General features: G+C 42.2%; 24 protein-coding genes. 20 read left to right on the forward strand and 4 right to left on the reverse strand.

The window, feature by feature from the left end; genetic code table 11:
- Positions 1-75: 75 nt before the first annotated feature.
- The 4 genes from PIECOFPK_RS08375 (at position 76) to def (ending at position 2,638) form a co-directional block, all read left to right on the forward strand.
- Complete coding sequence (locus PIECOFPK_RS08375; RefSeq protein ID WP_330974135.1) at positions 76-615, forward strand: RNA methyltransferase; 540 nt, start codon at positions 76-78, stop codon at positions 613-615.
- Positions 616-617: 2 nt separating this feature from the next.
- The gene (locus PIECOFPK_RS08380) at positions 618-1,526 is read left to right on the forward strand and encodes a UbiA-like polyprenyltransferase (protein WP_330974134.1); all 909 of its coding nucleotides are present in this window, start codon (positions 618-620) and stop codon (positions 1,524-1,526) included.
- Between the two features lie 33 nt (positions 1,527-1,559).
- Positions 1,560-1,967 carry a Holliday junction resolvase RuvX gene (ruvX, locus tag PIECOFPK_RS08385; protein WP_330974133.1) on the forward strand — a complete coding sequence of 136 codons (408 nt, stop codon included), beginning with the start codon at positions 1,560-1,562 and terminating at the stop codon, positions 1,965-1,967.
- A 92-nt stretch (positions 1,968-2,059) separates the two neighbouring features.
- A complete protein-coding gene (gene def, locus PIECOFPK_RS08390; RefSeq protein WP_409965587.1) occupies positions 2,060-2,638 on the forward strand; it encodes a peptide deformylase in 579 nt (192 codons plus the stop codon).
- Positions 2,639-2,654: 16 nt separating this feature from the next.
- On the opposite strand, the gene radC is transcribed toward def, so the two are convergent.
- Positions 2,655-3,341, reverse strand: coding sequence for a RadC family protein (radC, locus tag PIECOFPK_RS08395; RefSeq protein WP_409965588.1), 687 nt, complete (start codon positions 3,339-3,341; stop codon positions 2,655-2,657).
- 98 nt (positions 3,342-3,439) lie between these two features.
- On the opposite strand from radC, the gene PIECOFPK_RS08400 reads away from it, so the two are divergent.
- From PIECOFPK_RS08400 to PIECOFPK_RS08425, 6 genes are all read left to right on the forward strand, one after another.
- Complete coding sequence (locus PIECOFPK_RS08400) at positions 3,440-4,486, forward strand: ribose-phosphate diphosphokinase (protein WP_330974130.1); 1,047 nt, start codon at positions 3,440-3,442, stop codon at positions 4,484-4,486.
- 25 nt (positions 4,487-4,511) lie between these two features.
- Positions 4,512-5,099, forward strand: a complete 588-nt coding sequence (locus PIECOFPK_RS08405) for a 50S ribosomal protein L25 (protein WP_330974129.1) — start codon at positions 4,512-4,514, stop codon at positions 5,097-5,099.
- Positions 5,100-5,291: 192 nt separating this feature from the next.
- On the forward strand, positions 5,292-5,867 hold the full coding sequence (gene pth / locus PIECOFPK_RS08410; RefSeq protein WP_330974128.1) for an aminoacyl-tRNA hydrolase: 576 nt from the start codon (positions 5,292-5,294) through the stop codon (positions 5,865-5,867).
- Between the two features lie 26 nt (positions 5,868-5,893).
- Positions 5,894-6,505 (forward strand): fumarylacetoacetate hydrolase family protein, encoded by a 612-nt coding sequence (locus PIECOFPK_RS08415; protein WP_330974127.1) that lies wholly within the window; start codon positions 5,894-5,896, stop codon positions 6,503-6,505.
- 138 nt (positions 6,506-6,643) lie between these two features.
- Positions 6,644-6,931, forward strand: coding sequence for a hypothetical protein (locus PIECOFPK_RS08420; protein WP_330974126.1), 288 nt, complete (start codon positions 6,644-6,646; stop codon positions 6,929-6,931).
- A 116-nt stretch (positions 6,932-7,047) separates the two neighbouring features.
- Positions 7,048-9,408 (forward strand): TonB-dependent receptor, encoded by a 2,361-nt coding sequence (locus PIECOFPK_RS08425; protein ID WP_409965589.1) that lies wholly within the window; start codon positions 7,048-7,050, stop codon positions 9,406-9,408.
- On the opposite strand, the gene PIECOFPK_RS08430 is transcribed toward PIECOFPK_RS08425, so the two are convergent.
- Positions 9,368-10,306 (reverse strand): L,D-transpeptidase, encoded by a 939-nt coding sequence (locus PIECOFPK_RS08430; protein ID WP_409965590.1) that lies wholly within the window; start codon positions 10,304-10,306, stop codon positions 9,368-9,370. The two genes, PIECOFPK_RS08425 and PIECOFPK_RS08430, sit on opposite strands and share 41 nt — an antisense overlap.
- A 208-nt stretch (positions 10,307-10,514) precedes the next feature.
- Between PIECOFPK_RS08430 and PIECOFPK_RS08435 the strand changes: the two genes are divergently transcribed.
- The 9 genes from PIECOFPK_RS08435 to PIECOFPK_RS08475 all read left to right on the forward strand — a co-directional run bounded on the left by PIECOFPK_RS08435 (position 10,515) and on the right by PIECOFPK_RS08475 (position 18,329).
- Positions 10,515-11,669, forward strand: coding sequence for a Gfo/Idh/MocA family protein (locus tag PIECOFPK_RS08435; protein WP_330974123.1), 1,155 nt, complete (start codon positions 10,515-10,517; stop codon positions 11,667-11,669).
- Between the two features lie 82 nt (positions 11,670-11,751).
- On the forward strand, positions 11,752-12,114 hold the full coding sequence (locus PIECOFPK_RS08440) for a hypothetical protein (protein WP_330974122.1): 363 nt from the start codon (positions 11,752-11,754) through the stop codon (positions 12,112-12,114).
- A 51-nt stretch (positions 12,115-12,165) separates the two neighbouring features.
- Positions 12,166-12,726, forward strand: coding sequence for a Crp/Fnr family transcriptional regulator (locus PIECOFPK_RS08445; RefSeq protein ID WP_330974121.1), 561 nt, complete (start codon positions 12,166-12,168; stop codon positions 12,724-12,726).
- Between the two features lie 79 nt (positions 12,727-12,805).
- Positions 12,806-14,191 carry a TolC family protein gene (locus tag PIECOFPK_RS08450; RefSeq protein WP_409965591.1) on the forward strand — a complete coding sequence of 462 codons (1,386 nt, stop codon included), beginning with the start codon at positions 12,806-12,808 and terminating at the stop codon, positions 14,189-14,191.
- A gap of 2 nt (positions 14,192-14,193) precedes the next feature.
- A complete protein-coding gene (locus tag PIECOFPK_RS08455) occupies positions 14,194-15,159 on the forward strand; it encodes an HlyD family secretion protein (RefSeq protein WP_409965592.1) in 966 nt (321 codons plus the stop codon).
- A gap of 10 nt (positions 15,160-15,169) precedes the next feature.
- On the forward strand, positions 15,170-16,339 hold the full coding sequence (locus PIECOFPK_RS08460; RefSeq protein WP_409965593.1) for an ABC transporter permease: 1,170 nt from the start codon (positions 15,170-15,172) through the stop codon (positions 16,337-16,339).
- A 190-nt stretch (positions 16,340-16,529) separates the two neighbouring features.
- Positions 16,530-17,387, forward strand: coding sequence for an NAD(P)H-binding protein (locus tag PIECOFPK_RS08465; RefSeq protein ID WP_409965594.1), 858 nt, complete (start codon positions 16,530-16,532; stop codon positions 17,385-17,387).
- A 73-nt stretch (positions 17,388-17,460) separates the two neighbouring features.
- Complete coding sequence (locus tag PIECOFPK_RS08470) at positions 17,461-17,829, forward strand: hypothetical protein (protein WP_330974116.1); 369 nt, start codon at positions 17,461-17,463, stop codon at positions 17,827-17,829.
- A gap of 167 nt (positions 17,830-17,996) precedes the next feature.
- A complete protein-coding gene (locus tag PIECOFPK_RS08475) occupies positions 17,997-18,329 on the forward strand; it encodes a YegP family protein (protein ID WP_330974115.1) in 333 nt (110 codons plus the stop codon).
- A gap of 95 nt (positions 18,330-18,424) precedes the next feature.
- On the opposite strand, the gene PIECOFPK_RS08480 is transcribed toward PIECOFPK_RS08475, so the two are convergent.
- Complete coding sequence (locus PIECOFPK_RS08480; RefSeq protein WP_409965595.1) at positions 18,425-19,348, reverse strand: TIGR01777 family oxidoreductase; 924 nt, start codon at positions 19,346-19,348, stop codon at positions 18,425-18,427.
- A gap of 94 nt (positions 19,349-19,442) precedes the next feature.
- The gene (locus PIECOFPK_RS08485) at positions 19,443-19,799 is read right to left on the reverse strand and encodes a winged helix-turn-helix transcriptional regulator (RefSeq protein WP_330974113.1); all 357 of its coding nucleotides are present in this window, start codon (positions 19,797-19,799) and stop codon (positions 19,443-19,445) included.
- A 98-nt stretch (positions 19,800-19,897) separates the two neighbouring features.
- On the opposite strand from PIECOFPK_RS08485, the gene PIECOFPK_RS08490 reads away from it, so the two are divergent.
- Positions 19,898-20,497 carry a nitroreductase family protein gene (locus PIECOFPK_RS08490; protein ID WP_330974112.1) on the forward strand — a complete coding sequence of 200 codons (600 nt, stop codon included), beginning with the start codon at positions 19,898-19,900 and terminating at the stop codon, positions 20,495-20,497.
- Positions 20,498-20,509 lie beyond the last annotated feature (12 nt).

A 20,509-nucleotide genomic window follows, 5' to 3' on the forward strand; every position in this document is an offset into this window, starting at 1 on the left:
TTTTTTATACTTTGTTGATTTAAGTGTTGTTGCACATTCTGTTCGAGCAAATTGCAGATTTATTACTTTTGCCCGATGCGAAAGTTAAGTATGGAAGAATTGGGCCGAAAGTCCATAGATGAATTTAGAGAGGCTGCTAAAATGCCTATTGTGGTAGTGCTGGAGAATATCAGGAGTGCTTATAATGTAGGTAGTGTCTTTCGTACCAGTGATGCCTTTTTGATTGAAGCCATTTATATAACCGGATACACAGCGCGTCCCCCTCATAAAGAAATTAAGAAAACAGCCTTGGGCGCCGAGGAAACCGTAACTTGGGAGTATTTTCCTAACGCTGCTGCAGCTGTGGAAAAACTACGGGCAGAGGGTTACAAAATTTACGCAGTAGAGCAGGTGGAAAATAGTACTTACCTTCATCAGCTCAACTGGGATGGTAGTGAAAAAATAGCCGTCATTTTCGGTAATGAAGTTACGGGAGTGGAACAGTCCACCATCGATCTTTGTGACAGTGCCATCGAAATCCCACAGTTGGGTATGAAGCACTCGTTAAATATTGCCACAGCGGCTGGTGTGGTTTTGTGGGAGTTGGTAAGTAGAAAAATCAGTAACGTGCTATAAGTATGTCAACAGTGAAGAAATATCTGAGTCTGATAAAATTCTCGCATACCATATTTGCAATGCCTTTTGCAATGATAGGCTTCTTTCTAGGCTTTCGTATTTTTCAGGCAGGGGGTATTGCGAATTATTCTTATCGAGAAACATTTAGTAGCGTATTTCGAGAGAAATGGTTGGTATTTTTATTGGTGATAGCTTGTATGGTATTTGCTCGAAGCGCGGCTATGGCATTTAACCGATATCTCGACCGCCATTTCGATGCAAAAAATCCCCGAACTGCCGTAAGGGAAATACCGGCAGGTATTTTAAAGGCCGACCGGGTATTATGGTTCACGATCATCAATGCGTTATTGTTTATTATCTGTACTTATTTTATCAACCCTCTTTGTTTTTATCTATCGCCAGTAGCATTGCTTGTGATCTTGGGATATAGTTATACCAAACGCTTTACGGCGTTATGTCATATCATACTGGGGTTAGGGTTATCCCTGGCGCCTATAGGGGCTTATCTTGCGGTAACGGGAAAGTTTGATGTACTGCCTATACTTTTTTCTTTTGCCGTAATTTTCTGGGTGAGTGGATTTGATATTATTTATGCTTTGCAGGATGAAGAGTTTGACAGGGATCATAACTTATATTCCATACCTTCTCAGTTGGGAAAGAGAAAAGCCTTAAGGGTGTCGGAGCTTTTGCATGTGGCCAGTACGGCATGTGTGGTGGCAGCTGGCTTGTACGGAGGTTTCGGTTATTTGTACTGGGCTGGGGTGGGTGTGTTTGCAGGCATGCTGCTTTATCAACACAATATTGTAAAACCCGATGATTTGCGTAGGGTGAATCTAGCATTTATGACGGCTAATGGCATTGCATCGGTAGTATTTGCAGTATTAGTAATTGCAGATTTATTTTTATTCTAAATATCGATTTATTTTTAAATATTCATTAATACATTGGCACGTATCCTCGCTATTGATTACGGACTTAAAAGAACGGGCATTGCCGTTACGGATCCCTTGCAGATTATCGCTTCAGGGCTTACTACTATCGATTCTGGTCAGCTCATTCCTTTTTTAAAAGATTATTTTGCTAAAGAAGAGGTAGAAAAAATTATAATTGGATTGCCCAAGAACTGGGATGAAAGCGATACGCATGCTACACCACTGGTAGTAAAAGCCATTAAGCAAATAAGAAAACATTTTCCTAATATGCCTCTCGAAACGGTGGATGAGCGTTATACCTCTAAAATGGCCAAAGATGCCATGTTGGAAATGGGATTAAAGAAAATGCAACGTCGAAATAAGGCCCTAGTAGATGAAATTGCGGCCACCATTATGCTACAGGAATATTTAGGACGTTAAATGCTGCCATTCGACCTTTAATACCGACTTTGCCCTTTTTAATTTCGGATAATTTTCAATATACATTTCTCGGTTTAACTACCTTTGCAGCTATGATCTTACCTATCGTAGCATACGGCAACCCTATTTTACGTAAAGTAGCAGAAGAGATAGACCCGGATTATCCCGGACTAGAACAACTTATTGCAGATATGTGGGAAACCATGTACGCCAGCAATGGGGTAGGGCTGGCAGCTCCACAGGTGAACAAGTCCATCAGATTGTTTGTTGTGGACAGTCAACAGGTTTTTGAGAGTATGGAACCGGATGATGAGGATCGCGATAAATATCCCGATGCCCCGGGCATAAAAAAAGTATTCATTAACGCCTATATAAAAGAACTAGGTGGAACTCCCTGGTCTTATAGCGAAGGATGCTTAAGCATTCCCAAAATAAGAGAAGATGTGCAGCGCCCCGAAACGGTAACCTTAGAGTATGAGGACGAAAGTTTTGAACTACATACCGAAACTTTCACGGGCTTATCCGCACGTATTATCCTGCATGAATACGACCATATTGAGGGCAAATTATTTATTGACCATCTGCCTCCTTTGCGTAGAAAACTATTGCAAAGCAAACTCAAAGATATTGCTTCCGGCAAGGTGAAAGTGCATTATAAAATGATGCTTTAAAGACACGTCTCAACGACTAAAGCATATTGTTATCAGCGAAGCTATAGTATCCTAAGTCGCTGACAATTATATGGTCTAGAATTGTTATGTCAAGTAATTGCGCAGCTTGTCTCATTTTTGCTGTGAGTAATTCATCTGCCTTACTGGGTTGGAGATTGCCAGATGGATGATTGTGACTGAGAATGATATTTACGGCGTTCTTTTCTAGTGCTTTTTTCAGTATAATGCGTGGATCCGCTACTGTGCCGGTAATGCCTCCCTCGCTGATAATATCAAAGCTGATAAGTTTATTAGCCCGATTGAGGTAAAGTACCGCAAAAATTTCATGGGTGTAATCTTTTAATCTTTCCTTAAGGAAAAGAGCTGCATCTTGGGAGGACTTGAAGGCTGCTGCTTCAGGAATACTGCCCTGTTGTCTTCTGCGTCCCAGCTCTAACGCTGCAGCAATGGTAATGGCTTTAGCCTCGCCAATACCCTTGATTCGCATGAGATCTTTTATAGATAATTTGCCGATTTTGTTTATATTATCATCACCCATCTGCAATATTTCTTTAGCTAGATCGAGTGCCGATTTTTGTGCTGTGCCGTTATGAATAAGAATGGCCAGTAGTTCGGAATTGCTCAGTCGTTGAGGTCCGTGTAACAATAGTTTTTCTCGGGGACGGTCATCTTTAGGCCACTGCTTGATGCTTGTAGTTTTCATAGAGTGATGCTTACACAATATTAAAAAATAATTCTATTATTATTTGCTGATATTTTTCTTAAGCTGATGAGCAATTATTTATGCATATTCGAAACGTAATGTCATTAAAAACTCTGTCTTGTCGTTCCGAAATCAGAAGAAAAAAAATATCTTCGCCGCTCATTACACACTACACTATGCACACAGCTATTTCCATTCCGCATTCGGCAAAAATTTTTTCAGGATCCGCATCCAAAGAGCTTTGTACTGAAATCTGCTCGCATTTTGGTTGTGAAGAGGGTAAAGTAAATATTCAGCGTTTTGCTGACGGGGAAATATCTCCGAATTACCTGGAAAGCGTACGGGGTGATTATATTTTTCTGGTACAGAGCACTTATGCCCCGGCCGATCATTTGATGGAGTTACTGCTGATGATCGATGCCGCTAAAAGAGCCTCGGCTTACAAAGTAATTGCGGTGCTACCCTATTACGGGTATGCTCGCCAGGATAGGAAAGACCGCCCTCGTGTGGCTATCGGTAGTAAATTGATAGCCAACATGCTGACTGCAGCAGGTGCTGATCGTATCATTACGATGGACCTCCACGCGCCTCAAATTCAGGGGTATTTTGATATTCCGGTGGATCATTTGGACAGTCACGCGGTTTTTATTCCTTATATTGAAAAGTTACAATTAAAAAACCTTACCTTTGCGGCCCCTGACGTAGGCGCTACAAACCGTATCAGGGAAATTGCCAGCTATTTTAATGCCGATATGGTGATTTGTGACAAACACCGTAAGCGTGCCAACGAAATAGCTAGTATGACACTGATCGGGGATGTAGAAGGTAAGGATGTGGTAATCATTGATGATATTTGTGATACCGGTGGCACTTTGGCTAAATGTGCAGGACTGATTAAGGAGAAGGGTGCCAATAGTGTAAGAGCCATGATTACGCATCCGCTGTTGAGTGGTAAGGCTTACGAGAATATCGAAAACAGCGTTTTGGAGGAATTGGTAGTATGTAATACTATTCCGCTCAAAAAGCAAAGCCCCAAAATTAAAGTAATTTCTGTGGCACAGCTGTTTTCGGTAGCCATCAAGCACGCATTTGAAAATAAAAGTATTACCAGCTTGTTTGTGCACTCAAACCTGCGTACCAGTTAAAAGCAAATTTTAAAACAACATAAAAATGAAAACAATTACAATCGAAGGACAACTGAGGACCGAATTTGGCAAAAAAGCCACCCGCCAACTTCGCTCTCAGGGTTATGTGCCTGCTGTAATTTATGGGGGTGCAAAAGAAATCAACTTTTACGCGCCAGCAGCAGCGTTTAAGCCACTGGTATACACATCAAGTTTCCAGTTAGCTGAAATAAAAGTTGATGGTACTGTTTACAAATGTATTTTAAAGGATCTGCAATTTGATAAAGTTACAGATGCGTTGATCCATGTGGATTTCTTGGAGCTGGTAGAAAACAAGAAAGTAATCGCTACCATTCCGCTGAAATTTACAGGTACTGCCAAAGGAGTGAGAGCCGGTGGACGTTTTGTAGCTAAAATTAAGGCAGTAAAAGTAAAAACCCTTCCTAAAGATCTGAAAGAAGTGCTGGAAGTACCTATTGATGATCTGGAAGTGAATGGAAACATTCGTGTTGAGGACATCAAAGCTCCAGATATGGAGATTCTGAACTCTCCACGTATCCCGATCGCTTCAGTAGTTATGACAAGACAGTTGCGGCAAGAAGAAGCAGCTGCCGCTGCAGCCGCTAAGAAGTAAAATTCTTAAATTTGCATATAGCCCCGTAAAAAGCGGGGCTATTTTTTTATCATAGCTGTATGCTAAGAGAAGGTGACCGAGCGAATGTTGATGACAACTAACTGTTGCGGATTTTGTTAATTATCTAAAAGTCATCACCTTTGCAGGATTAACCAGAGCATGATATATATTTTGTATTTTTGATAGACCAACATGAAGTTTTTAATTGTAGGGTTGGGAAATATCGGCAATGAATATGCGCATACCAGGCATAATATCGGGTTTGATGTTGTGGCCGCTTTTGTACAAAAGCATCATGGTGACTTCAGGCAGGATCGGCTTGCTTATGTGGCTGAAATTAAATGGAAAGGACGCTTATTCATATGTATCTGTCCTACAACATACATGAATCTGAGCGGTAGGGCATTTAAATATTGGCTGGATAAAGAGAAAATTGAATTAGGCAATACATTAACTATAGTAGATGATTTAGCATTGCCTTTAGACAGATTAAGAATGAGGGGGTCCGGAAGTGATGGGGGGCATAATGGCCTCAAAAGTATTCAGGAAGCCATCAATTCCGTAGACTATCCCAAGCTCAGATTTGGTATAGGCAACAACTTCCCTAAGGGCATGCAGTCCGAGTTTGTATTAGGCAAATGGACTAAAGAGGAAGAGCCTATCGTTAAACTGAAAATTGAAAAATCTGTTGAAGCTATTGAAACGTTTGCAACTCAAGGTCTGAATGCTGCTATGAACAGCGTTAATAGTCAGACGTATTCATTGTAATGTAAGCCTGATAAAAACATGATTGTATGAAAATTTTTTGTATTGGCAGAAATTATCCTGCACACGCAAAAGAATTGGGGCACGAGGTACCGGAAGATCCGGTGGTTTTTTTAAAACCAAAGACTGCATTACTAAAACCACATTTGCCCTTTTATTATCCGGAGTTTACCAATGAATTGCACTATGAATGCGAACTGGTGTTGCGCATTTGTAAAAACGGACGCTACATCAATAAGCGCTATGCTCACCAGTATTACGATGCCATTACGCTGGGTATCGACTTTACTGCAAGAGATTTGCAGAATAACCTAAAAAAACAGGGGTTGCCTTGGGAAAAGGCAAAAGCTTGGGATAATTCTACAGTAGTGGGTAAATGGATACCTATTAGTAATTTCCCGAATGCAAAAGATATCAAATTTAAATTCTACAAAAATAATGAGCTAGTACAGCAAGGTAATTCGGGTGATCTTTTGTTCAGCTTTAATACTTTGCTGACTCATATTTCCAAATATTTTTCACTCAACATAGGAGACTTAGTATTTACCGGTACGCCACCCGGTGTAGGAGAGGTAGTGCCCGGAGATGTATTGGAGGGGGTACTGGAAGGCGAATCCGTATTGAATTTAACAGTTAAATAAAAAAATACTTCTACATACGATAAAAGTCGCACTGAAAAGTTGCGGCTTTTATTTTTACATTATATATTTGCAACATTGTTTCAAATATTGAATCGGCGGATATACATATCGAGGATTTCAGCTCTGTGGCTTCTACTGGTGTTTGCGATAAGCGTAACACCGCGCAAGTACTTACACGACCTCTTCAGCCATCACATCGATTATACGTATAGCCAATATGCGCACACCCAGGAAAAGGTTGTCGTAACCTATAAGTTTAATTGTGGTTTCAATGAAACCATAGCATTAGATCCTTTCTTAGGGGGACAGGCCTTCCGTCCCACGTTATTAATGGAGTACATAGTTTCGGGAAGCAGCTTCATTCCCGAGTATTTATATAGTACTTCGTTCCATTATTTTGTACATCGAGGTCCTCCCACAGCTTAACGTTTTTACTACATATCGTTTTGCAAAGCAGTAGTGATAGCACTACTGTAGTGATAGGTATAAGCAGCGGGGTATGTTGCTGCTGATTGGATTTTTTGATTGATAAAAAGGAACTCATGTACATAAAATATTTATTCAGCTTATTGTTTTTACTAACTGTTTCATCTATATACGGGAATGATAACGGAGGAGCCCTCAGTGGGGTAGTTACAGATGCTATTTCTTCACAGCCTTTACAGGGAGTAAGCGTGTCTATTCCTGATCTTAAAATAGCAACACTCACGGATAAAGAAGGGCGTTATCATTTTAAATCGGTGCCCAATGGAACTTTTACACTTCTAATTTCTCATGTTGGCTATCAGTCGAAAGCGGTGAATGTTACCGTTCGTGGCGTCACCCGGCAAGACTTTTCCCTTCATACCTCTGTAGTGGAAAATGAGCATGTAACCGTCACCGGTGTATCATCTGCCACACAGCTTAAGCGCACGCCTATACAGGTGAGTATCGTATCTCGAAAAAGTATAGAGCAAAACACCGGCACTACACTCTTAGACGCGGTAGCTAAAGAACCCGGCGTATCTATTGTAACAACCGGGCCTGCAATTGCCAAACCTTTTATTCGAGGCTTAGGGTATAACCGTGTTGTAACTGTAAATGATGGTGTGCGACAAGAAGGACAGCAGTGGGGAGATGAGCATGGCCTGGAGATTGACGAATTCAGTACACAGCGGGTTGAGATATTGAAAGGCCCGGCATCACTGATGTATGGCAGTGATGCTTTGGGTGGGGTTATTAATATTTTAACCAATATGCCTGTAGCCAATAATACTCTTCGGGCGAACGTGCTCAGCACCTTCAACAGTAATAACCGTATGTATGGGAACTATGCAAACGTGGCAGGTAATATCAACGGGTTTAATTGGAATCTATACGGCAGCTACAAATCGGCCGGAGACTATAAAAACAAATATGATGGGAACGTATTAAACAGCCGTTTCAATGAAAAGAACGCTGGCGGGTACATCGGGTTGAATAAAAACTGGGGATATACGCATCTGATTTTTTCGCATTTTAATCAGAAATTGGGCATAGTGGAAGGAGAGCGTGACGACGAAGGCCAATTAGTTTTGGATGGATATGCTTTGACCCATAAGCTGATCAAAGGCCGCAGCCCGTTGGTCCCTTATCAAACAGTGCGGCATTCCAAAATAGCTTTGGACAACTCCTTTTCGTTGCCTTCGGGTGGAAGAATTACGGCACTGGCCGCTTTTCAAATAAATCGACGCCAGGAGTTTGGAGAAGTGGAGCATCCTGATGAGCCCGAAGCCTTTTTCGATTTGAAAACGATCAATTACCATTTGGCCTATCATTTACCGCAATCCAAAAATTGGAAGACCAGCTTTGGCGTAAACGGTATGCGTCAATGGAATACCAATAAAGGCGAGGAGGCTTTAATTCCCGACTATAGCCTTTTTGATGTAGGCGTATACGGGGTAACTACCAAAACTTGGGAAAACACCAGCTTCAGTGCAGGGCTGCGTTACGATATCCGAAACATGAACAGTAAGAAAATGAGTGAGGACGCCGATATCCGATTTCAAGCTTTCAAAAAGCAGTTTTCCAATATCTCAGCCAGTATTGGTGCTACACATGCCATCAGCAGCCATGTTACTTTTAAGGCTAATCTCAGCAGAGGCTATAGAGCACCGAATGCTTCCGAACTGGCGGCTAACGGCGAGCATGAAGGAACCCATCGTTATGAAATAGGTAATCAGCAGTTGAAAAGTGAGGTGGCAACAGCTGCCGATCTGGGATTGGAAGTGACCACCAATCACATCGACTTCAGTATTGCACCATTTTATAACCATATCAGCAATTATATTTTTTATAATAAGGTATTGGCATCAAATGGTGCAGATTCCATAATTGATGGGGCGCAAGTATTTCAGTTTAATCAGCACGATGCTCGTCTGATGGGCATTGAAGCGCGAGTGGATGTGCACCCTCACCCGCTAGACTGGCTGCATTTTGAAAATACCTTTAGTTTTGTGAGAGGTAAGTTTACAAAACCTGTAGATGGTTCTGATAATCTTCCACTCATTGCACCGGCAAGACTGCTTACCGAACTGCGAGGAGAATTCCCAACAGTATTAAAGCATCTGTCCAACTTTTATATCAAGCTTGAAGCAAATACGGTAGCAGCTCAGAAAAATTTCTTTGCAGGGTATGATACCGAAACCGCAACCGATGGCTATGTATTGCTGAATGCAGGTGTGGGAACCGATGTAAAGATTGCCGGAAAAAACCGTTTTAGTATACACTTGGCGTTAAATAATATTACTGATATAGCTTATCAGAGTCACTTAAGCCGATTGAAGTATACCGATGCTCATCCGACAACCGGTAGGGTAGGCGTATTTAACATGGGGTGCAATTTTACTGCCCGTTTCCTGCTTCCGCTTGATTGGAAACTTTAGATTGCCTGTTACTAATTACGGCAGCCCGATGCTGTTGTCTATCCAGTATGGTTTCCAGATGTGGTTGGATAACAGCATTGAGGCTGTCTTTTGTAATAACGAGGGCGTTGGGATCTTCTACTAGCTGATACCAAGGCTTCTCTTTCCCGAAGGGGTAAGTACCGAAGATGATGACAGGGGTACCATAAGCTTCGATTTCGCGATCGTTTTTAAGTATCCATTGTTCAGCCCAGTTATATAAAAATTCTGCATCAGCTCCCAGCAAACGCATACAACTATGCGAGATAGGATAACCGGGTAATGCATACTCATGAAAACCTACGCCCAATTTATTATGTACGTTGAAGTTCCATTTTAGTATCCAGCTGGCATTTACGGTGCTGGTGCTTTTCTTCGATTTCCAGTTGGTAAAGAAAAGGCCACGGGGAGTGGGGGAGCTCTTCTTACCCATGTTGGTGGGACCTGTGAGTATTAATGATCCGTTTTCGTAGGCGGCAAACACTTGTGTAGGATAAGAAAAGAAAATGATTTTATTTACATCTTTCAATTGTTCCACTTGTTCCGGGAAGGGCGAATAATATTGCAAGGGCAGCGAAAAATCGCTGGGGATAATGATGCTATCCAGTCTTTTCAGATGCGTAGTATCTACACGGTTCAACAACGTAAGTATGTCCAACCTTTTTGCGCCCCCTAAAGAGTCTTTCTGTTGCTGCCATTCTTTTTGTTTTATAAATCGGTAGGTAAGGGCCGGTTGGGGTGCAACAGGCTCAGGGGCGGTTTCCTCCTGCTGTACTGTAGTATCAACAGGTGTGGGAGCAGGTTGAGTATCCTTTTGCTGACAGGAGAAACAAATAAGTACTGATAAAAGCAGTGAGTAAAAAGGGATAGATCGCATCATTCTATCTGCAATATGCATAAATATTTCTACTAAACGAAATTTTTAGCAGGAGGTATGCTTTCAGCCATTTTTTAAAAAACGTATATTCGTAGCCTGTATATATACTTGAATATCATAAACGAATTATCATATTAAACAGCAAGAGTGAAGAAGCGTGTAGTCATCACGTAGTTTCACCATCATTAAGAATATTTAAAAATACATTGCGATGAAAACAAAATTAAGGGTAGGCATGATCGGTGGCGGTAAGAATGCCTTTATTGGTGCCGTACACCGTGCAGCTTTAAACATGGATGGATTAATAGAATTGAGTTGTTGTGCATTGAGTCATGATCCGCAAGTAGCAAAGGAATCAGGGCAAGCGCTTTTTTTGCCGGATGACAGAATCTATACTTCATATGAGGAGATGATTAAAAAGGAAAGCGAACTGCCTGCCGAGAAACGCATGCACTTTGTATCCATTGTAACCCCTAATCATGTGCACTTTGAGCCCGCAATGATGGCATTGGAGCATGGTTTTCATGTGGTATTGGAAAAGCCGATGGTATTTACCTTAGACCAAGCCAAACAACTGAAGCAAAAAGTAGAAGAAACAGGATTGTTACTTTGTCTTACGCATACTTATTCGGGTTATCCTATGGTAAAACAAGCCCGTCAAATGGTGAAAGATGGGGCGCTGGGGGCGATCAGAAAAATATGGGTAGAGTACCCGCAGGGCTGGCTGAGCCGTCTTTCAGAGAAAGAAGGAAATATTCAGGCGGCTTGGAGAACCGATCCAGCACGTAGTGGTAAAAGTGGCGCCATGGGCGATATTGGAACGCATGCGGCACATCTGGCGGAATATATTTCCGGACAAAAGATTGTAAAACTTTGTGCTGACTTAAACATAATAGTAGAAGGCCGCCTGCTGGACGATGACGGTGCCATGCTGCTGAAATTTGATAAAGGGGCTACAGGAGTCCTCACTGCTACTCAGGTAGCAGCAGGAGAGGAGAATAATCTGCGCATCCGTATTTATGGTGAAAAAGGTGGACTGGAATGGAGTCAACAAGAGCCGAATACTTTAATCGTAAAATGGCTGGATGGTCCGGCACAAATATATCGCGCAGGAAATGCTTATCTGCATGATGTGGCCAAACACAATACCAGAACACCCGGCGGTCACCCCGAGGGTTACTTGGAAGCTTTTGCAAATATTTACAGAAATTTTGCGCTGACTTTACAAGCACGCTTGAACGGTGAGGAGCCTAGCAGCCTGATAGACTTTCCCACTGTGGAAGATGGGGTGAGAGGTATGGCATTTATAGATAATGTGATTGCCTCTGCTCAAAGTGACAAGAAGTGGTGGGATTATGTTATATAGGCTTATTTAAAAATGCACTTTATAGCCTGCAATACGGTTGCAGGCTTTTTATTGTTAATGGAGTTGTTAAATCATTAGTGGGATGTTTAAAAAAATTCTTTTTACGCTGGCACTTATTGTAACATTTCAGCTGGCTGCTTTGGCTCAATCCGGTGTGGGTAAAGCATCCGATAAAGCTTACTCGTACGCTTATATCAGGGTAGCAGGCCAACCTTTTTCGCGAAAGCTTGTAGTAGATGTGGATTTAGGCGATACAGAAGCACAAAAACAGGCTGGACAGCAGTATTCAGATGCCCTAACTAATAAAAAGTCCTATGCTGCGGTGCTGAATTATATGGCTGATGAAGGTTACGAACTGGTACAGATGCAGGAACTGGTCGAATCTTATAAAGGTACGGGCGGAACATCGGGCGTGATCTTTATCATGAAAAAAAGAAAGGACTAAGGCAGGCCAAGCACGATGCAACCGTAAACGCTTTCTTCGTTATATTTGATTATGCTCTTGCTCGATTATCTGAAAAGCTTCTTTCCTATTGATGAGGAACTGGAGATGTTCTTCGGTTCCATCAGTGAAACCAAAGAATATCGTAAAGGGGCATTTATCTTTGTACCGGACACTTATCTCAAACACATTTATTTTGTCGAATCAGGCTTTACCCGTGTGTTTTATAACAAGGATGGGAAGGATATTACGCATTATTTTTATGGCGAAAACAATTTTATTACCGGCATAGAGAGTGTGTTTTATGAAAAACCCAGCCTGTTCGGCTTACAGGCGCTTGCCCATTCTCGTGTAACATTGCTGCCTTTTAGCCCTATTCGTGAGATGTCGGAGAAGAGTATTACTATCAATCATATCATCAAAAAAATGCTGCTGGACAATCTTATTGCCTTTTCCAAAAGGTTTTACAATAACCAATTTAAGTCTGCACAGGAGCGTTACGAAGCCTTGCTAGAAGAAAATCCAACGATCCTGCAAAATGCTAGTTTGGGACATATTGCCTCCTATTTAGGTGTTTCCCAGCAGACTTTATCGGTAATTAGAGGTAATCTATAGTTTATTTTTTAAGGTATCTGAAAAAATATCAGGAATAATTCACCACCTTTGTGTTGTTATCTCTAAATAGATAAACAACATGAAACTATATTCTATTCGTCCTGCATTATTGCTCATAAGTCTTTTAGCGATGACGAGCATGGATGCGCAGGAAACGTTCAAACCGTTTAAAACACCTGTCGAAAGTGCTATACAGCATAACAAGTCGATTCAAAATGCAATGCTGGAAAACCAGAAGGTAGTACTAGACCAGCAAGCCGTAAAAGGAAAGTCTTTGCCCCATTTGTCAGTAAATGCGTTGTATGGTTATTTACATACGGGAGTAGATGTGGATATACCTGCGCGCACTTTGCCGATAACAGGCATCACGTTGTTTGAAGAATCTGCTAAAGGCAATTTTTCCACACATGCTTTCGCTTCGGGGCTTACCGCAACACAGGTGATTTTTAGTGGGCTGCAAATTAGCAATGGTCAAAAGGCCCTTGAACAAAAGTATAAGGCGCAGACATTGCTGACCGAAGCGTCTTACGATGCTCTAGCCCAGGAAATTATTACTTCATTCGATCAGCTGATGCTGTTGAAAGAAGTGGATTTGCTGATCAACGATTCGGAGAGAAGGTTGCAAAAGGAACATCAAAAAGTAATCAAGGCAATTGAAAACGGAGTAGCTATTCCTTATGATCGGGATAAGATTAAACTGGCTATGCTGGAGTTGGAAAGCAAACGTGCCGAAGTACAGAGCAATCGGGAATTATTGTATTTTAAACTAGAAGAGCTTACAGGCCTTGCTTCAGAAGAATTGGAAAAGATAGACTACACGTTGGAGGTTATGCTGCTTACTGATGATGCCATGGCGATGAACCGAAAAGAGCTGCAAGCACTGGAAGCTTCGCAAAAAGCATATGAATATTTGTTGAAGAAAGAAAAAGGAGCGCAGTTGCCCCAAGTATTTGCTTTCGGCAATCTGTCTTATTTAAATGCTTTTAATGCTCGTACCACTCTAAAGGATGTGGCCAATTTGGGCGATGTTACGTTAAAGACAAATCATGTACAGTTGGCTCCTGCATACGGAGTAGGAGTAGGCCTCAGATGGAGTATCTTTGATGGTAAGGCGCATCATACCGCTATTGAAAAAGCAAAAATCGATTTGCAGATTAATGAAAATAAGTTGGAAGATACCCGAGAGAAATTGAACCTCCTGCAGCGTAAGACGAAGTCGGATTATGACTTGGGTTTAAAGAAGATTGCCGTGCATCAACAACAGATGATCATTGCAAAAAACAACTTACATCTGGCATCGCGTCAGTTTGAAGAAGGATTGCTAGATGTTACGGAGCGCCTGGCTGCAGAAAATGAATACTATAAACAATCCTTAAGTTACTATAATCAGATTTTGAATCAGCGTTTGGCCGCTACCGAATTGCTGAAGGCCAATGGCAATTTATATCAAACCATCATCAGATAACTATGAAACAACTATTTTACATAATAGGATTAGCGTTACTATTGCAAGGCTGTTCTTGTGGCAAACATGAAAAGCATGCAACACTGGAAGGAAAAATAGAAAGAGACCAATTGTCGGTTACAACCAAAGTTCCCGGACGTGTGCAGCAGATTCTGGTGGAAGAAGGACAGTTAGTACAGCAGGGAGATACCCTGATGATACTGGAGTTGCCTGAAGTAGATGCTAAAGCTATTCAAGCGCAAGGAGCACTAGAAGTAGCACAGGCGCAATACGAGATGGCGGTAAAGGGAGCTACGGAAGGACAAATCCGTCAGCTGAGGGCTAAGGTGGACGGACTAAAGGAACAATATGAATTTGCGCAAAAATCACTCGAACGCATGCGTAATCTGCTAGCCGATTCACTGGTAGCACAACAAAAATATGATGAGGTATATGCAAAGTACCAAGGAGCTCGTAACCAGTACGAAGCGGCAAAGGTCGAATTAGCAGAAGCAGAAAGAGGTGCTCGAGTAGAACAGCAGAAGATGGCATTGGGACAGAAGGAACGGGCACTGGGCGCCGTATCGGAAGTACATGCGGCAGCGCAGGAACGTTTTATTCTAGCGCCACAGGAAATGACTATCGAAACCATCAATCTGAAAGTAGGAGAGCTGGCACTGGCAGGGTACAGTTTGATTTCAGGATATATTACTGAGGGTACTTATTTCCGTCTTACTGTTCCCGAAAGTAAGGTAAAGGCTTTTCAGAAAGGTGCTGTGAAAGAATTGCGTATTCCTTATCTAGACAATAAGGCCATCCAGGCTAAGGTGGAAACTGTTAAAGCGTTGAGCGCTTATGCTAATATCAGTACGGCATACCCCGACTTTGAACAGCAGGAGGCCATGTTTGAGATCAGACTCAAAGCCGTAAATCCTGCCGAGAGCAGAGCGTTGCTCACTAAGGCCGGTTTTATCGTTGCAGATCATTAAATTTTTAAACATGAAAACATTTTTCAGCCTGGTTCGAAGGGAGTTTCAACTGTTTTTTCAGAACAGGGTGCTGATGGTATTGTTTCTTGGTGCTCCATTAATGTATGGAGTATTGGTGGGTTCGGTATATAAAAAAGGAGCCGTAACCAACTTGCCCATCGTGGTAGTGGATGAAGACAATACGCCACTATCAAGACAGTTGATTGATATGTTTAATGAAAACGAAGTGATTTATGTAGCCTCCGTATTGCCCGATAATTTTAATGCTCATAAGGAAGCGCTGCGAAAGGAAGCCACCGTGGTAGTGAACATTCCCCGCAATTTTGCTGCAGATATTAATTACAACCGTCCTACGGAAGTTACCATGTTTGTGAATACATCCAATACGCTTACTTCCAACTATGCCATGATGGCCACCAATGTGTGTGTAGCTACACTCAAAGCAGGTATTCAAATTAAATCCCTAGAGAAAAAAGGGGTGCCTTCGTATGTGGCCACACAGCAGTATGAACCGTTTAAGACCACCATCATCAGGCAAAATTTTAAATCGGGCAACTACCTCTACTTCATGCTGCCGGGTGTATTGCTTACCGTATTGCAACAGGTATTGATGTTAGGGCTGGCACTCAGCTTTGCATCGGAGTTTGAAAGAGGTACATTCAAAGAGTTGGTGGCAAAATCCTCCAATGTATTTCAGTTGTTATTCGTGAAAATCACGCCCTATTTATTGATGTCGGTATTGATTTATGTATTGTATTACATCTATTCGCTGGTGTATAGAATGCCTTTGCATGTAGAGGGTTTTGCTTTTTGGAGCGCCTCGATTTTATTCCTGATAGCGGTAGGGTTTTTAGGTATACTGGTAAGCATAGCCATTCCTAATCAGCTACAGGCTACCGAAATTCTAATGGTAGTGGCTACGCCTTCTTTTATTTTGAGTGGATTTACCTGGCCTTTAAGTCAGATGCCCGGTTGGGTGGTTGCTTTTGCTAAATGTATTCCGCTGACCCATTATCTGCAAATTTTCCGCACACTCATTGTGGAAAAAGGTACAGTAGATGTGGTGTCTTCTTCTATATGGGGGCTGGTCATCATTGCAAGCATCTCCTTCGTGTTATCACTGGTATTATTACAATGGAAGATTAATAAGGTGCAGAAGCGGCCTATCATATCGACCTGATCTAAATAAAATATGATGACAATCCTTGTATAATGTGATTGCATTATGCAAGGATTTTTTATTTAATATTAAAGATGCATGGGTTTACTTATCCTTATCGATAGTTGTAAAATAAGTTTGCTGTTAGAATGTTGACATGCCTTGTCACAATGTCCCTTTAGCTTTGTCGGCGTATAAAAATAGATGCGTTATGTATATTATAGTAGGCGCTACAGGTCGTATTGGTTCTTTAGTAGTGAAAGCAATGCAGCATCAAAATCTACCCGTAAGGGCAGTTGTTAGGGATCCTAGTAAGCTAACACTTACGTCGGTTGAAGTAGGTAAGGCTGATTTAATGCAAACGGATGAGGTAGTTGAAGCCTTTAAAGGTGGTACCACTGCTCTATTGATAACTCCTGAAAATCCGGCTTCACAAGACATTATGGGCGATACCCGTCGTGTTGTAGAAAATTATCGGCAGGCGATTATCGCTACAGGCATTCGTAGGATGGTTGCTTTGTCTTGCATTGGCGCACATCTTGACGATAATACCGGCAATATTTTGATGTCGCGTATGTTGGAGACAGCGCTAGCAGATCTGGATGTAGAAAAAGTATATATTAGACCTTCTTATTATTTCAGTAACTGGTTGGCATATCTCGACACCGTGCAGCAGTATGGCATATTGCCTACTTTTTTCCCCGAGGATTTGAAAATTGAGAAGCATGCCCCGGCTGATTTGGCTCAGTTTATTACCGAAATAATGATTGCAAAAGAAGTACAACAGGTGTATGAACTGTTCGGGCCGCGTGCCTATAGTTCTAGGGATATTGCTGCTGCATTTTCAAATTTGCTGCAAAAATCGATAGCGGTGCAATCTATACCACCGCGCCAGTGGGTAGAGACGTTGTGCTCCGTAGGGTTTACCGAAGATGCCGCCAAGCATTTAGCGGATATGACGCAGGCCGTTGTTGACCAGAAAGCTATACCTGAGTTCCCGGAGCGTGTTATTAAATTAAAAACAGAATTTGAAGATTATATCAGACCTTATGTTGCTAATGCCGATTAAGGAATAGAAAGACGCGTATTTCGTATAGAGTACAACTCAGGGTACATAAATTTGTTCCTCTAAAACCTTTACTATGACTAAGCCCGTTGGTCTTACTAAAAACAATACCTGGCAATACGGCATCAGAAGAACCGTTCCTATGCCGTTCCATCAGGTGTGGGATTTTCTTTTTTCTAAAAAAGGGTTATCGTTATGGGCGCGTCATCCAAATACTCAGTTTTCTACCTATATAGATCGCTCTCATATTCGCACCAAATGGCAATTGCCCGGATGGTCCCAGCCTGTCATACTGCAGCTTCGGGTGCTGGCAGGCAATCAGAAAACTACTATTGCTATACATGTGGAAAAAATGCTGCATCAGCAACAGCGTGAAGAAGCCCGGAAGTATTGGGAGACAACCCTACTTTATATACAGAATGCTTTAAAAACGCAAGTGGAATAAATGTGATTCTGGCAAATTTGTTGTGTGTTTAATTTATTTTTATATAATTTTGTTACTTCAGCCCGCAATTGTGTATGAGCCCGAGACGTTTCCCTGACGCGGTAGCGGTAATTTGCTTTCTTTTGATTCGTTGTCCTTAATCATATAGAAGGTTAAAAAATACCATTATGGGAAAATTTGTAATTACTACTAGAAAAAACGGTGAGTATCAATTTGTACTCAAAGCCGGTAACGGACAAACTATCTTAGTAAGTGAAGGCTATACCACAAAAGCGGCTTGCCTAAATGGGTTAAACTCAGTACGTAACAATGCAGTAGACGATAGTAAATATGAACGAAAGGCTTCTAGCAACGGAAAATATTATTTTAATTTAAAAGCAACCAACGGGCAGATAATCGGTACCAGTGAGATGTACGAAAGTGAGAGCGGAAGAGAGAATGGAATTGCTTCTGTAAAGAAGAATGCATCCGAAGCTGAAGTAGATGATCAGACTGCCTGAGGTAAAGATTGTAGTAGAGTAGATAGAGAACAAAAGCCTCTAAACTGCCGGGTGGATAAACCCGGCCTTTTTATTTTATTGCGCTTGCAGTGATACTACTCTATTGGAGATGCCAATTTTTTGAGATAAGCAGCTAGAGGTTCGTCCTGAAATACAAAACCTGTAAGTCTTAGTTTTTCATTGCTCACTCGGCTTCCTTCCAGCAGGGCAGTAGCCATTTCGCCCAACAAGATGCGCACCAACCATGCCGGAGCATTGGGTAATAAAGTTTTTTTGTTAAAGGATTGCAAGAGCTGTTGTGCAAAGTCCTGCATGGTGATTGGCTCACTGGCAGTGGTATTATAAACGCCCTTTATTTCGGGATGCTGTAATAGGAATAAATACAAGCGTACCAAATCTTCTATTGATATCCAGGGCATGTATTGCTGTCCACTCCCCAATGCTACATTTATCCCGCGTCGGGCCAAGGGAGCCATTCTCTCGTAAGCACCCCCATGGCCCATTACGATGCCTTTACGGAGTATCACCACTCTGGTTCCCAACGTGCTGAACTGCTGCGCCGCGTTTTCCCATTCCCTGCATACCTGTGCCAGAAAATCCTGGCCTATCGGATCATCTTCTTTAAAAATAGTATTGGTAGTAACTGCCCCGTAATAGCCAGTGCCTGATGAGGAAATTAATGTATGTAGGGGTACTTGCTGTTGACGACAGTATTGGCATAGCAGGTCTAGCGTTTTCACACGACTGTCCAGTATCTCTTTTTTACGGCGGGCGGTCCAGCGTTTTGCGCCGATATTAGCCCCTGTGAGATTGATGATGGTGGCTACCTGTTCAAAGGCTGCCGGGTCGATGTACTGCTGTTTGGGATCCCAACGAAAGTATCGAAGGGCATCCTGTGCTGCAACGACAGTGGGTTGGCGGGTGAGTACCGATAGGGCATAGCCCTGTTGCTGTAAGGCTGGTATCAGATGGCGGCCCACAAAACCGGTACCCCCGGCTATCAAAATGCGTTGTGTCATGCGTAAAAGCGTTATCAGTGTTTTTCAAATATAATTAGGACCATTCGGCAAGATAAGGGCATGCTGGCATAGCAAGATGGAGCAGCAATCGTCATCAGGATGACGGCTGTACTACCCGAATCTGCTTATGGGTACTTGCTGCTTTTTTGCCCCAGTCGGATATAGCTTTTAGCACCGGAATCAGGGTTTTACCAAAAGGGGTCAGCTCGTATTCTACCTTCAACGGAGGTTTGTGGGTGTGTACGATACGTTTCACCAGCCCATCTTCTTCCAACTCTTTCAGCTGTAGGCTGATGGTGCGTTCGGTCACCATGGGTAAATCCTTGCGTAGTTCATGATACCGCTTACGCTGCATCAAATGAATCAGAATAGCAGCCTTCCATTTTCCGCCGATGTACTTCATCGCCAGACTGGTGCTGCAGGGGTATTCTTTGTTATCGATACAATACATAGGTACTATCCTTTTTGACAGTTATTGTAAAGATAAGAAACTATACTTATTTTTGCGGCTATAAAAAATATAGTAACTGTAAAAATTATTGAATACCTATGAGTTTTTTAGATTTAGCCAACAAGCGGTACACGACCAAGCAGTACCAGTCGGGTAAAAAAATCAGTGAGGATCAAATCCGCCAGTTAAAGGAGATATTGCGTTTAAGCCCTTCTTCCATTAACAGTCAACCTTGGAAATTTGTTTTTGTAGGGGAGGAGCAGAAGAAAGCGGAGCTGGCAAGGGTATCCTATTTCAACGAGCAGCGAATACTAGATGCCAGTCATGTGGTAGTATTTTCGGTAATTGACCGTGTAGAAGATTTTGAAAAACAAATTGAGGAACATCTGCCCGAAGGAGCCGTGAACTACTACAACAATATGGTTAAGCCCCTAGGTGAGGCCGAAATTAAGTCTTGGCTGCGTCATCAAGTGTATCTGTCGCTGGGTTTTTTCCTTTCGGCATGTGCCGATATGGACATAGACAGTACCCCTATGGAAGGCATTCAATCGGAGGAGTACGACCGCATCCTGAACTTGGAAGGTTATAAAACGCTATTTGCAGTAGCTATCGGCTATCGCAATCCAGCAGATAGCAATCAGCCTGCATTAACGGCCAAATCCCGTCTGCCACTGGAGGCCGTGGTGGCTACGGTATAACAAAAGACTTAT

The sequence above is a fragment of the Chitinophagaceae bacterium C216 genome, assembly GCA_028485475.2.
Taxonomy (GTDB): domain Bacteria; phylum Bacteroidota; class Bacteroidia; order Chitinophagales; family Chitinophagaceae; genus Niabella; species Niabella composti.

Coding starts and splice junctions, on each gene's coding strand:
- PIECOFPK_RS08400 (WP_330974130.1), top strand. CDS start 3,440: ATGTCATTAAAAACTCTGTCTTGTCGTTCCGAAATCAGAAGAAAAAAA.
- PIECOFPK_RS08480 (WP_409965595.1), bottom strand. CDS start 19,348: ATGACACAACGCATTTTGATAGCCGGGGGTACCGGTTTTGTGGGCCGC.
- pth (WP_330974128.1), top strand. CDS start 5,292: ATGAAGTTTTTAATTGTAGGGTTGGGAAATATCGGCAATGAATATGCG.
- PIECOFPK_RS08430 (WP_409965590.1), bottom strand. CDS start 10,306: ATGATGCGATCTATCCCTTTTTACTCACTGCTTTTATCAGTACTTATT.
- PIECOFPK_RS08475 (WP_330974115.1), top strand. CDS start 17,997: ATGGGAAAATTTGTAATTACTACTAGAAAAAACGGTGAGTATCAATTT.
- PIECOFPK_RS08450 (WP_409965591.1), top strand. CDS start 12,806: ATGAAACTATATTCTATTCGTCCTGCATTATTGCTCATAAGTCTTTTA.
- PIECOFPK_RS08485 (WP_330974113.1), bottom strand. CDS start 19,799: ATGTATTGTATCGATAACAAAGAATACCCCTGCAGCACCAGTCTGGCG.
- def (WP_409965587.1), top strand. CDS start 2,060: ATGATCTTACCTATCGTAGCATACGGCAACCCTATTTTACGTAAAGTA.
- PIECOFPK_RS08405 (WP_330974129.1), top strand. CDS start 4,512: ATGAAAACAATTACAATCGAAGGACAACTGAGGACCGAATTTGGCAAA.
- PIECOFPK_RS08375 (WP_330974135.1), top strand. CDS start 76: ATGCGAAAGTTAAGTATGGAAGAATTGGGCCGAAAGTCCATAGATGAA.
- PIECOFPK_RS08415 (WP_330974127.1), top strand. CDS start 5,894: ATGAAAATTTTTTGTATTGGCAGAAATTATCCTGCACACGCAAAAGAA.
- PIECOFPK_RS08380 (WP_330974134.1), top strand. CDS start 618: ATGTCAACAGTGAAGAAATATCTGAGTCTGATAAAATTCTCGCATACC.
- PIECOFPK_RS08490 (WP_330974112.1), top strand. CDS start 19,898: ATGAGTTTTTTAGATTTAGCCAACAAGCGGTACACGACCAAGCAGTAC.
- PIECOFPK_RS08425 (WP_409965589.1), top strand. CDS start 7,048: ATGTACATAAAATATTTATTCAGCTTATTGTTTTTACTAACTGTTTCA.
- PIECOFPK_RS08470 (WP_330974116.1), top strand. CDS start 17,461: ATGACTAAGCCCGTTGGTCTTACTAAAAACAATACCTGGCAATACGGC.
- PIECOFPK_RS08455 (WP_409965592.1), top strand. CDS start 14,194: ATGAAACAACTATTTTACATAATAGGATTAGCGTTACTATTGCAAGGC.
- PIECOFPK_RS08465 (WP_409965594.1), top strand. CDS start 16,530: ATGTATATTATAGTAGGCGCTACAGGTCGTATTGGTTCTTTAGTAGTG.
- radC (WP_409965588.1), bottom strand. CDS start 3,341: ATGAAAACTACAAGCATCAAGCAGTGGCCTAAAGATGACCGTCCCCGA.
- PIECOFPK_RS08460 (WP_409965593.1), top strand. CDS start 15,170: ATGAAAACATTTTTCAGCCTGGTTCGAAGGGAGTTTCAACTGTTTTTT.
- PIECOFPK_RS08445 (WP_330974121.1), top strand. CDS start 12,166: ATGCTCTTGCTCGATTATCTGAAAAGCTTCTTTCCTATTGATGAGGAA.
- PIECOFPK_RS08435 (WP_330974123.1), top strand. CDS start 10,515: ATGAAAACAAAATTAAGGGTAGGCATGATCGGTGGCGGTAAGAATGCC.
- PIECOFPK_RS08440 (WP_330974122.1), top strand. CDS start 11,752: ATGTTTAAAAAAATTCTTTTTACGCTGGCACTTATTGTAACATTTCAG.